The 12,631-nt window shown below is 51.3% G+C and carries 8 protein-coding genes; 5 read left to right on the top strand and 3 right to left on the bottom strand.

Annotated elements, in window-relative coordinates; all coding sequences use genetic code 11:
• Window positions 1-38: 38 nt before the first annotated feature.
• On the bottom strand, window positions 39-3,110 hold the full coding sequence (locus K3T83_RS03310) for a tetratricopeptide repeat protein (protein WP_220201551.1): 3,072 nt from the start codon (window positions 3,108-3,110) through the stop codon (window positions 39-41).
• A gap of 304 nt (window positions 3,111-3,414) precedes the next feature.
• Here K3T83_RS03310 and K3T83_RS03305 point away from each other — a divergent pair, with 304 nt between their 5' ends.
• The 5 genes from K3T83_RS03305 (at window position 3,415) to K3T83_RS03285 (ending at window position 10,616) form a co-directional block, all read left to right on the top strand.
• Window positions 3,415-5,457: a hydantoinase/oxoprolinase family protein gene (locus K3T83_RS03305; RefSeq protein WP_220201550.1), complete on the top strand. Its 2,043-nt coding sequence runs from the start codon at window positions 3,415-3,417 to the stop codon at window positions 5,455-5,457.
• A gap of 1 nt (window position 5,458) precedes the next feature.
• Window positions 5,459-7,198, top strand: a complete 1,740-nt coding sequence (locus tag K3T83_RS03300; protein ID WP_220201549.1) for a hydantoinase B/oxoprolinase family protein — start codon at window positions 5,459-5,461, stop codon at window positions 7,196-7,198.
• 81 nt (window positions 7,199-7,279) lie between these two features.
• Window positions 7,280-7,870, top strand: coding sequence for a hypothetical protein (locus K3T83_RS03295; protein WP_220201548.1), 591 nt, complete (start codon window positions 7,280-7,282; stop codon window positions 7,868-7,870).
• A 150-nt stretch (window positions 7,871-8,020) separates the two neighbouring features.
• The gene (locus K3T83_RS03290; RefSeq protein ID WP_220201547.1) at window positions 8,021-9,772 is read left to right on the top strand and encodes an ABC transporter ATP-binding protein; all 1,752 of its coding nucleotides are present in this window, start codon (window positions 8,021-8,023) and stop codon (window positions 9,770-9,772) included.
• Entirely contained in the window at window positions 9,762-10,616 is an 855-nt protein-coding gene (locus tag K3T83_RS03285) for an energy-coupling factor transporter transmembrane component T family protein (RefSeq protein WP_220201546.1), read from the top strand. The genes K3T83_RS03290 and K3T83_RS03285 overlap by 11 nt, the downstream gene beginning before the upstream one ends.
• Window positions 10,617-10,734: 118 nt before the next feature.
• Here K3T83_RS03285 and K3T83_RS03280 read toward each other — a convergent pair whose 3' ends face one another.
• Both K3T83_RS03280 and K3T83_RS03275 read right to left on the bottom strand, forming a co-directional pair.
• Complete coding sequence (locus K3T83_RS03280; protein ID WP_220201545.1) at window positions 10,735-11,403, bottom strand: class I SAM-dependent methyltransferase; 669 nt, start codon at window positions 11,401-11,403, stop codon at window positions 10,735-10,737.
• Between the two features lie 157 nt (window positions 11,404-11,560).
• Complete coding sequence (locus K3T83_RS03275) at window positions 11,561-12,454, bottom strand: alpha/beta hydrolase fold domain-containing protein (RefSeq protein ID WP_220201544.1); 894 nt, start codon at window positions 12,452-12,454, stop codon at window positions 11,561-11,563.
• Window positions 12,455-12,631: the final 177 nt, after the last annotated feature.

The following is a 12,631-nucleotide window of genomic DNA, read 5'->3' as shown; positions in this document are numbered from 1 at the left end:
TATCACTCCTTATTCTAAAAGAAGTAGAAAGCTTGATATCAAGAGAGACGGTGATCGATGGCATAGCGCATCGCTCCCAGACGAGAGGAAACACCCAATTTACTATAGATTGAACTCAAATAGGAGTTCACCGTAGTCGGGCTGATCACCAGTCTTCCAGCGATCTGTGAGTTGGTTAACCCTTCAGCAAGCAATCGCAACACTTCAAACTCGCGCCTGGTCAATCCACAGGGTGGCAGCGTTGGCGATGGCTGACTCGATGGAGAAGGCGTTGAGGGAGCAGCTGGCAATACCCTATCAAGACCTCGCGCCGCCATCACCTGTTCAGTGGCCATGCTACGCCCCTCAATCCACAGCGCACTGAAAATCTCCTTCCCCAGTTGAACAGCTACCTCAGCCTGTATGTGTTGATAGAGCTTTTGATCATACCCAATGGCGTTTCGGTATGTGTCACCTATGCGTAGCGCATCAGCTTTTGCCAGCAGCCGAACAGCCCAGGCCGATTGGCCCTGCGCAAAAGCTATCTCAGCAGTACCTTCCAGGCATGAAGCCAGAACCCACTGTACCCTATCCGGGATCTCCGCCTTCTGCTTCAGGATAGCCAGGGCCTCCTCATAAAAGGTACGCGCACGACCCAGTTCCCCCTGGCGCTGGGCCAGGTTCCCTAGCCCATATAAGGCACGTGCGATGTCATCCTGGCTCTCCATTTCGCGGCCTCGACTCAGTGCATCCTCCAGGAGTGCCCGCGCTCTCGTCACATCACCCAGGGCGGCAACTTCATCAGCCAGAACTACCTGCGTTTCCACTGCGAAATTCCCGTAGCCTATTTCTTTAAAGAGGTTTAGGCTTTCTTCGGAGAGTTGACGCGCCTTTGCATAATCGCCCTGAAGAAAGTGCGTCCACCCGAGATAATGCAGATTACTAGCGATCACCCATCGCTGCCCCACTTTTTTGGATGCTATCAGGCTCTCCTCGAAGAGAGAACTCGCGCGAGCCAACTCCCCGCGAAAAAATACCAGTATTCCTTGAGTCATAAGGGCATGCCCAACCCCTACATAATCGCGCAGGTCACTATAGAGGCGCAGACTTTCCTCAACCAACTCATCCCCTAATCGTGTATTCCCTCGGTGGTGTTCGATATCACTGAGAACAACCAGGTTGGCCGCTACTCCCCGTGCATAGTCCAGTCTCTGGAAGATTCGTTTACTTTCTTCTAGAAAAACTAGAGCACGACGCTCATCAGAGCGATAGAACGCCTGCCATCCTGCCACGTAGAGCGCCCACCCCCTCGCCTTACTCTCTACCTGACTTGCGCTACTCATTTCCACGACACGCTCGAAATAGCGCTGCCCTTCGATCAGTGGGCCACGAAAAAACCAGAGGTTGGCAATTGCTACGGTGAAACGCAAGGACTGTTCTATCTCATCATGTTCCAACAGAGAATCGAGTACGACTCGCAGATTCCCGTACTCCTTTTCCATCCAATCCAACCAGGTTTCCTGTTCACGATTACCCCACGCAGGCCAGGTCTCGCGCTCTATACCTAGTAAGGTCCAGTCAGCCTCCTTTGTGAAGGAGCAATATGTATCAATGTAAGCCTGCTGAGTTGCTCTCATCTCTGAGGAAGCTGATAGACACTCCAGAGCATATTCGCGCACTGTTTCCAACATCATCAAATATGGTTCCTGTCCATCAGAGGTATCTACTTGCAACAGGCTCTTGTCCACCAGTGAGGTTACTCCATCCAGTATGGGCAGAGAAAGGTTTCCAAGAACTTTGCAGAATTCTTCAAAGACCGAAAGGTGGCAGCCACCAACGAAGATCGCGAAATGTCTAAATAGCCACTGTTCATCCTTATTAAGTAAATCGTAGCTCCAATTGAGCGTATTTCTTAGTGTCTGCTGGCGTATGGGTGCATCCAATTCACCTGTGGTCAACACTGCAAGCCGACGCTCTAATCGTGAGAGCAATGCCTGGGGAGGCAACAATTTACTGCGGGCCGCCGCCAATTCAATAGCCAGGGGGAGACCATCCAGGCGTACACAAATCTCGGCAACAAAATGCGCATTGATGGAGGTCAACTGGAAGTCCGGTTTAATCATCTGCGCGCGATGAAGAAAAAGCGTTACTGCCGAATATTCAGGAAGGTGTTCTATTGCTGGGAGATGTTTTGGGTCTGGAACAGCAAGTGGCAGAACGTGTATCTCGTACTCTCCGCCGATATGTAAAGGAGCACGACTTGTCAGCAGGATCTTGAGGCGCAAGCAAGTTGCCAGAAGATCTGAAATTGCAGGAGCCGCTCTGAGAAGTTGCTCGAAGTTATCAAGCAACAAGAGCATGTGTCTATCATGCATGTAAGCTTTTAAGAGGCTGAGATGCGACTGCCCTGAATTTTCCTTGATACCGAGTGTCTGAGCGATAGTGGGCATGACCAGTTCAGGATCACGAATGGAAGCAAGAGGAACATAGTGGATTCCATCGGCAAATGTAGCCGCTAATTCAGTTGCCACCTGTATACCAAGACGTGTTTTGCCAATGCCGCCCGTGCCCGTCAGCGTCACTAAGCGCACCTCGACTCGTTGCAAGAGAGAACAAATACTCACAACCTCTCTCTCTCGTCCAATAAGGGGCGAGCGTTGCGCTGGCAAATGCAGTTTTCCGGCTCCATTAGGATGAGCCGGAGCAAAAGTCTGAGATGGAAGAGAAGGTTTTTCGTCGTCCATGACAACTGGAGATAATCGGGAAGGCGCCTCTTTAGAATCGGATAAAGCTCTTGTCGGAGAGCCGCCGTCGTCGTTGCGGCCAGCAAGTTCTTCTACCACCGTAAACAGCCGTTCGCGAGAAATCTCCTCTGCCTTTCCTACATAGGCTTTGTAAAGTTTGCCTTGTCGCTTGCGATACATATACCAGTACCACCCATTGCGTTTACGCTCACGTCGCACTGTGAACGTTCCCAGGTGGTGCTTGAGTGTAAAAGACCGTGCAGCCTCAGACCGTAGCCAGGCATACCATGCATCTGATTCTACGATCACAATTTCTTGTGGCGCTCCGATTTCGTCCGGCAAAAATAAGCGATTATCAGAAAGCAGTGGAAGGCGAGAAGCTCTCATTAAGCCGTCCTCGCAAAACAACACATGAGTTAACATGAGTTACTTAACAACTCATAAACTACAGTATAGCATGTGTTGGGTAACTAGTCGATACAATTTTGACTATCTTTATAAGATTTTAAGCTAAAAACAGGTCGGTTCCCTATTTTTAGCTTGTGGTATCGATTCTACATGTCATATTTCTTACAATTGTCAATTGGTGTTGAATATGTTAGTTTAACTTCTAAAGATGTTTACTTGCACAAAAACCTGCTTCAGGTTATCTGGATGTGATCTCTTTGGTTGATGTGAGGAAAACATGAGTATGCGAACGGCAATTGATATTGGTGGCACGTTTACTGACCTTGTTTATCTTGATGAAGCAACAGGGCAAATTGGCCTGAAAAAGACCTCAACCACGCCTGCACATTTTGAAGAAGGCGTGATGACCGCTGTGAAGGAGGCCGAACTTCATAATGTGCTGTTTCTGGCTCACGGTACAACAGTTATCATCAATACGCTGACCGAACGCAAAGGGGCACGCACTGCACTAATCACCACGCGCGGCTTCCGTGATGTGCTGGAGATCCAGAGAGCTAACCGCCCGGACCTCTACAATCTGTTGTTCACCAAGCCAAAGCCGTTTGTCCCCCGCCAGTTGCGCCTGGAAGTAACGGAACGAGTAAGTTATAAGGGAGAAATCTTGACGCCATTGGTTGAAGGCGACGTGCGAGCAGCAGTAGCGGAGGCGCGGCGACAGGGCGTCGAGGCCATCGCTATCTGTTTCCTGCACTCATACGCCAATCCAGTGCATGAACAGCGAGCCGTTGATATCGTGCGAGAAGAATGGCCGGATAGTGATATTACAGCTTCTCATGAACTGACCAACGAATGGCGTGAATTCCCGCGTACCAGTACCGCTGTATTAGATGCATATGTCAAGCCTGTAGCAAGGCGATATCTTGACGCGCTCTCTATCCGACTTGATGAGGTCGGAATAGGCAAACAAGCACGTTACGCCATGCAGTCCAATGGTGGAGTTTCACGCTTTGAGACGGCGAGCCGAACCCCCATTAAATTAGTTGAATCGGGGCCGGTGGGTGGAATCATTGGAGCGGCCATGATCGGCAAGCTGATAGAAGAGCCCAACTGCATCACGCTGGATATAGGCGGCACAACAGCAAAATCCTCTCTGGTAGAGCAGAGTACCGTGAAACTTACCAGCGATTATTTCATTGAACGTACCCCCACGACGGCAGGCTATCCGCTGAGGGTGCCTGTAGTTGATATTATTGAGATAGGAGCTGGGGGCGGAAGCATTGCGTGGCTCGATCCTGCGGGCGCACTCAAAGTAGGACCACGCAGTGCAGGAGCCGAGCCTGGCCCTGCCGCCTACGGGCGTGGCGGAACCGAACCCACAGTGACCGACGCCAATATCATCGTTGGGCGCATTAACCCCGACTATTTCCTCGGCGGGAGCATTGCCCTCGACATAAAACTCGCGCGTGAAGCAGTGGCAACTATCGCGCGTCCTTTAGGTGTAAGCATTGAAGATGCGGCCCTGGGCATTATCCGCATTGCAAATGCCAATATGGTTCATCTGCTCAAGCTGGTTTCGGTGCGCCAGGGACGTGACCCACGTGATTTCGCTATGATTGCCTTCGGTGGCGGCGGTTCCATGCATGCCTCCTCGCTCGCGAGAGATATGCATATGCCACGTGTCATCATACCGCTTGCCCCCGCTCACTTCTCAGCCTGGGGTATGCTCGTGAGCGATCTGAGACACGATCTGGTACAGACGAAACTGATGCGCACCGCTCAAATAGCTTTGAGAGATTTCAATGCTGCCTGGATTGAGTTAGAAGGGAAAATGCGCTCTGTCTTTGCTGATGAAGGGGTGGAAGCAACGAACCTCTTCTTTGTCCGCTCTGCCGATATGCGTTACCTGGGGCAGGAGCATACTGTCAACGTTCCTGTTGCTAATGGTAATCTGGGAGAAGAGCAGTGTAGCCAGATCGAGGGCAAGTTCCACGAGTTGCATGAGCAGCTCTACACCTTTCGCCAGCAATCGCCTACGGAGATTGTAAACCTGCATCTGGTAGGCTTTGGCCCTGTGCGCAAACCTGAACTCCAGAAAATAACCGTGAATACCAATACTCAGCAAGCACTCAAAGGAACACGGCTGGTCGATTTCGACGACCTGGGGCGCTACGAGACCAGGATCTATGAGCGCGGACTGCTGGGCGCGTGTGCAGAACTGGAGGGGCCGGCGGTAATTGAGGAAGCAGCGGCATCAACATTGCTACTTCCTAAACAGAAGCTCCATGTCGATCCAGTTGGCAATCTGATCATCGAAACGGGAATCTGAAATGGTAAAACAGGCAAACCGTCCAGATATCGATTTTTTTACTATAGAGATTATAAAAGACGCACTCGTGGCCATTGGCGATGAGATGTTCATTGCTCTTCAGCGTACCTCTAAGAGTACGATCATCTATGAAGTACTCGACTATGCTTCAGGTCTGGTTGATGCTCGGGGCCAGCTGATTACCCAGGGAAATGGCGTGACCGGCTTTTTGGGCACTCTCACCTTTGCCGTGCAATCTGCGCTCGAAAAATTCGGCCAGCAGAACCTGCACCCGGGAGATGTCATCATTACCAACGATCCGTATGGTGGTGGTGGCACGCACCTCTCTGATGTCTCGTTGATTGTGCCTATTTTTTACGCTGGGCAACTGGTAGCCTTCTCAGCAAGCAAGGCACACTGGACGGAGGTTGGTGGCAAAGATCCCGGCTCCTGGACGACTGATTCGACTGAAGTCTTCCAGGAGGGGCTTCAGTTTCCATGTGTGAAGCTTTACGAGGAAGGAAGACCCGTTCAGAGTTTGATTGACCTTATCGCTGCTAACGTGCGTCTGCCAGATATGACGCTGGGCGACATGTATGCTCAGGCCGCTTCATTGCGTCTTGGCGAGCGGCGCTTCCAGGAATTGTGCAATAAGTACGGCTTTGACGTAGTTCAGTATGCAATTGAGGCATTGCTTGACTATGGTGAGCGCATGACGCTCCTTGAGTTGGCAAAGCTACCAAAGGGAATCTACGAAGCTGAGGACTGGATTGATGATGATGGGATAGGCAATGGTCCGTTCCCTGTGCGTGTGAAGATCACCATCAGTGAGGATGAGTTCATCTGCGACTTCACAGGTACACATCCACAGGTTCCTGGACCTGTCAATTGTGCCCTGACTGGTTTGCACTCAGGAGTGCGTACTATCTTGAAGGCGATCACTAGCCCATCTATTGCGGTCAACGAAGGCTGTTTCCGACCGCTCAAGGTGATCTGCCCTCCAGGGACAATCTTCAGCGCACAGCGTCCAGCGGCTGTCTCAACGTATTGGGAGACGATGAACTATGTCACTGATCTAGTATGGAAGGCGCTTGCCCCCATCGTGCCGAATCGCCTTCCTGCTGGGCACTTCCTCTCGGTGTGTGGGGTTGTGTTAGCAGGTCAACATCCTGACACCAACGAGCTGTTCTTGCTGGTCGAGCCACAGGCGGGTGGCTGGGGCGCGGGTGCAGAGAAAGATGGGGAATCGGGCTTGATGTGCGTGGGTGATGGTGAGACCTACGTCATTCCGGTAGAAGTGGCAGAGACGCGCTATGGTATCATCGTGGACCGCTACGAACTGGATACGAGCGCAGATGCTGGAGCCGGGGTTCATCGGGGGGGACGAGGTTGTATCCGGGATTACCAGGCGACCGTCGATCTTACTCTGACAGCGACCTTTGGTCGCCATAAATACATCCCCTGGGGTGTGGCGGGAGGTAGTGAGGGATCGCGCAACGAAGTGCGTATCTTCCACCACGACGGCCGGGAGGTTGTGTTGGGCAAGTGTGCACGCTATCCCCTCAAGCGCGGCGAAGTGGCTCGGCTCGTGACGGGGACAGGGGGAGGGTGGGGATCTCCCCTGGAGAGGCCCGTTGAGGTGATCATTGAAGATGTGCGCAATGGATACATCAGCCTTGAGCAGGCGAAGCGGGAGTACGGCGTTGATCTCGATCCAAAGACGTTTGAGATCTTGCATCTTGCACCTGAAAGATCCAAATGAGAACGCTCGCTATTAATTCATTGATCGGTGAAATCTTAACTAGAGGACGTAGAACTGGCGTCCCGTAGGAGGTGTGCAACAATGCAAACCCAGGAGACACAAACAGAACTGATTCAGCGTAGACCGATCCTGAGCGCACGACAAGTTGCAGTAGCAGTAATCTTTGGTGCAATTGCCGCCGCATTTGAACTCTTGCAGATCACGATCCCGGGGTATTTGCCGGGCGTCAACTTTAACTTTGGCGGCATCTGGTTAACGCTCGCCACGATGATTGGTGGTCCCATTGTAGGAGCAGTTGTCACTTTCGTCGATTCGATCACTGGTCAGGTTGGCGTTATTGGTTGGCCTGGCTACATGATCCACGTCTTAATTTTAGCCGCTTTCTATCCACGCGTCTACCGCATAAAAGGTACGTTCAGGCGTCTAGGGGCCTTTTTACTTCTGACGGCTGTAGCTCTCTTCTTCCAGTATTGGTGGTGGATAGGCCTCTATTCGTTTATTTTGAAGATCATTCCCTTCTGGGCACAACTCTCGGTGCAGGCATTTGCTTACTGGGGATACCTGGCTATTTACTTTGTGGTTCCAGCTATCGTGCTATGGCAAGTCCCCAAGTATGTTGCCCCCCAATGGCGATGGCCCTGGGAGAGGTTCAAAGACGAAGAGATAGGTTAAGCAGAGATCAGCACTATACCTGCTAGCGTTGTCTCCCTCCACCAGTCTGGCGGGAGGCAACTTTGTACCTAGTAGTTCTTAGAGAAATAGTTTTCTGGTATCTTTAGTAAACTACCATCTGGTTGGATAATCAGGAGGGAGGATCGTTTCGTGTCGGATGAGGACAAGGTGTATGCGCTCAGGTGCGATAATTTTGCATTTGCCTATGGAGATGAAGGGGAAGATGTTGTCAAGGATGTTTCCATCAATCTCGTAAAGGGCCACATCTTGCTGATTACAGGACCAAGCGGTGCAGGCAAGACAACAATCTGCCGGGCTGCCAATGGTTTGATTCCCCATGAATTCAAAGGCAAAATGCGTGGGCAGATAACTGTGCATGAGAAATACAATTCGCGCAAATACAGTGTGAGTTCCCTCTCCAAACTGGTTGGCTTGTTACAGCAAGATCCAGATACCCAGTTATTTAACCCGAGTGTCGAAGAAGAAATCGTCTTTGGGGCTTGCAACTATGGGCTTCCTGCGAACGCGATTCGTCAGCGCACCGAATATTTGCTAGAACTTACACGTCTCGTGGCCCACCGCCGCAAAAATCCACATAACCTCTCTGGGGGCCAGCAACAATCCTGCGCGCTGGCGTCAATCCTTTCCTTCGAGCCACCAATCCTGATTCTTGATGAACCCACATCGAACATCGATCCAATAGGGAGTCGGGAAGTGCTTATGCTGGTAGCACAGCTCGCACGCGAAGAGAAGCGTACAACACTACTGATTGAACACAAATTGGAGGAACTGGTACACCTTGTTGATGAAATGATTGTTATAGATCAAGGCAAGATTCTGTATCGTGGAACCGTACGGAGCGTTCTGGAACATGTCGAGTATATCGATTCTGTTGGGCTGAGCGTACCTCAGACAACACTGCTTGCTGCTCAGTTACGTAAGGTTGGCTGGTCTATTGACAATTTACCATTGGATGTTGACGAAGCCATAACAACGCTTGCTCCCCTCGTAGACCACGAAGCTCTCAAGCGCCAGCCAGAACCACCACCTCGTCGTATACAGCACCACGATGAAAACGTGATTGTAGATATCCGCCAATTGACACACACATACAAGGACGGCACAACTGCCCTGCACGACCTCAGCCTCAAGGTTCAGCGTGGTGAGTTCATTGCTATTTTAGGGCAGAACGGATCAGGCAAGACCACTCTGGTCAAACACCTGAACGGCTTGCTCAAACCGACGAGCGGTTCTGTGATGGTGGCAGGCTTAGATACGCGCAAGGCATCTATCGATCAGATGGCGATGACCGTCGGGTATATCTTCCAGAACCCTGATACACAAATTTGTAAAATGAAGGTATATGACGAACTGGCCTTTGGTCTGAAAAACGTGGGATTGCCTGCTGCGGAGGTGGCTCAGCGTGTGAAACTGGCGGCAGAAGAGCTTGAGATCACACACTTGCTCGATAAAAATCCTTTTTTGCTGAGTATGGGTGAGAAACAGCGCATCGCCGTTGCTTCTGTCCTGGCAATGCGACCCTCTATTTTGATACTCGATGAACCAACGACAGGGCAGGATTTTAAGCGTGCGAAGGAAATCATGGATCTCGCCGTGCGCTTGCACGATACAGGACAAACCATTCTTGTGATTACTCATGATATGAATCTTGCCGCTCAATATTGTGATCGGGTGGTGATCATGGCCGATGGCAAAATCATTCTTGATGCGCCTGTCCGTGAAGCCTTCCAAAATCGTGCCGCCTTGAGTGCTTCCTCGCTCCATCCCCCACAGGTGACGATGCTTGGTCGAGCATTGGGCTATCCAGGAGCCTGGCTGACGGTAGACGAAGCTTTTGTAGCGCTCAAAAACGCATGGATTGGAGCCAATCATGGCGCTTGAACTCTCCTACCAGGACAAAGCAACGATCATTCACCGGCTTGATCCCCGCGTAAGAATGCTATGGTGGCTGTCTATTAACATTACGCTCACCACCTGGAACGATCCTCTTTTCCTCTTTCTGTTGCTCATGAGCGTATTTATCTATGGGCGTATAGCAGGTATCCCTATTAAACAGAGCTTGCAAAACTTGTTGCCGGTACTTCCGTTTGTACTCTTTGTATTGATCGCGAATATCGCCTTCTGGCGACCTCCTCAATCTGCTACAGCCCATCTCATTAGCTATCTTGTGCGCCCTGGTACACCTGTTATCCACGCAATCCCTTTCTATTGGGAAACCATTGTTTTTTCCATTGGAACAATGTTACGCCTGCTGGTTCTGATCACAAGCACATTGACTCTCATCAGAACAGTCTCGCCTTCCGAGATGGCTCTGGCTGCTACACGTATGGGAGTACCACCGGAGATAGGTATGGCACTTTCAATGACCATTGCCTATATCCCTGTTGTGGTGGGCCAATTGATTTCGGTCATGGAGGCTCAGCAGTCAAGAGCCTGGAAAGTGAAGACCTCTAATCCCATTGCTCGCTTTCGCGCCTATGCCTCGATCTCCATTCCCACCTTTTTTCGTTCGTTTCAGGCGGCAGAAGCAATGGCAGCTGCGATGATGTCGCGTGGGTTTGGCTACGATATTGACCATCGCACCGAACTGGAACCGACGAAGTTTGATGGGCGAGACTGGGCGATGACCATCATTTTCGCAGCCTTTCTGGTAGGAGGCTTCTTGCTTGGTTTTTTAGGGATTCTTCAGTACACTGTTACGATGCATATGCTTGGCTTTGGATAAAATAAGCCATTTCTTCCTGTGTCAGGTTCTCCTCCTCTCACTGGATGTTATTTACTGTAGAAATTCATCAAGAAATCAAGTAGCATGCTGTACCAGTTTTCTTCAAGGAGTTGTCCATTCAGCTTTTCTTGCGTGCCTGGTACAGAGACAGTGTTCCAAAGAGGGTATGAAAGACCTCAATCGTCTCGACCTCCTCAAACCCGGCATCCAAAAAGAGGCTGGGCAAAGCCCCTTCCACGTTTTTCTGCGTCGTCGCAAACCCGTCGAGAAGCTGGATCGGGAAGAAGGCAAGGCGCATCAGGAATGTATCAGCCTTGCCCCAATCCGCAACCAGCAAGCGCCCTCCTGGACGTAGCACACGGATCACTTCTCGCGCGGTGCGCCTCGTCTGCCCCTCATTCAAATGGTGAAAGAGCAGGCTCGATACGACACAATCAAAGGACGTATTCAGGTATGGCAGATCTGTAGCACGGCCTTGCGTCAACGTGACTTCCAGATGTGCTCTCGCCAGCTTTTTGTGTGCTCTCGCCAGCACCTCCGGGTCCGCATCGAGACCAACAACCGTTGTTTCTGGATGCTGCTGCTTGAGCATAAGGGTGAGCGTGCCTGTCCCACAACCTAGATCGAGCACCTGTTCTCCTTTTTGGAGCGTGGCTTCTGCGATGAGCCGCAGCTTCCAGGTCTCTTCACGCAGCAGCGTTTGCGTGATGGGGTCATAGAGCGGCGTGAGTACGTGATAGGAGAGTGCTGGAATGAATCGTTCTTGTGTGTTGCTCGTCGTCGTCATCTGTTCTTCTCCTGGTAAATTAACCGAAGGGCGGACCGATTTCCCCCTGTTATGCCGTAATTGACGGATTTATCGTGCCAACCTGCGTTTTTGTCGCAGGCTTGATATTCTGAGTTTGGTTGAAGACGTCGTTCGGGTTGCATTATCAAAGGAGTGCTCAAGATGAGCACACTGGAGCATGCTTGAGGCGCTCGACGAAGCGATCAATCACGGATTTGGCTTCGGGAATTGGCGCAAAGATGAACAGATGGGCCAGGCCCTCTTTCTCAATGAATTCCAGATCGACGCCTTCGGCCAGTGCTCGTTCTCGCAACAGGAGGGTATCAGAATGGACAGACTCATCTGTTCCAACGGCCAGCAGCAGGGGACCGATCCCAGCGAAGGAACCATTGATGGGGCTGAGCACAGGGGATGTTGGATCGTCACCTCCCGCCCACCAGCGCGCTGCGACAAGCAATCCAGCAGAATTGATCACTGGATCGGAGCGATCTCGTTTGCGGATGGCAGGGTTTTGGAGTGTGAGGTCGAGCCAGGGAGACGTTAAGAGGGTTTGCTTTGGATGGGGCAGCTCTTGCGCGACAGCCTGTTGCACCAACGACAGCGCCATCCCACCACCTGCTGAATCGCCCATGATGGTCAGATTCTCTGGATGCAAGGTTTCGCATAAATGCTGATAGAGAGCAAGCAGCCAGGGATAAGTGTCTCGATAGGTATGTTCAGGAGCCAGAGGATAAAGCGGAACAGTGGCCGTCACATTGCTTCGATTGATCAGTGTTGAAAGCAGTTGCCAGTGTGGAGGAACCATCTCAAAATGATACCCACCTCCATGCAGATAGAGTACATGCCCATTGGCCCCCGTCCCATGTAACGGTCGCACCGTATAGCATGTTATCCCCTGCCAGGAGTCCCTCTCGATCCGGCAGGCACGCTGCACGTTTGGTGGCGGGTTGCCCTTTTCCTTTTTTCTCGCACGGGCAATGTGCTGGCGTAAGGTGTCTTCTGAGGAATACATGGGCTTGCGGGTGAACCGCAGAAATTCTTTCACAAGCACGTTTTGGACGCTCATCTTTTTTGATAGACAACATCATTCTCGCGAACGACTTGCCATCTCCTTTCTCAATATCTTCTGTGTTTGGCCGCCTCAATCATACTCGCTTGCAAGCAGATGGGCTTGAATGAGATGGCTACGTTTGAGAAAGTTCGATGGTTTGATGCCAATTTAGCAGGG

This window comes from Reticulibacter mediterranei, from assembly GCF_016587455.1.
Note: the sequence above shows the minus strand (reverse complement) of the source record. Positions and strands in the feature narration are given on the sequence as shown.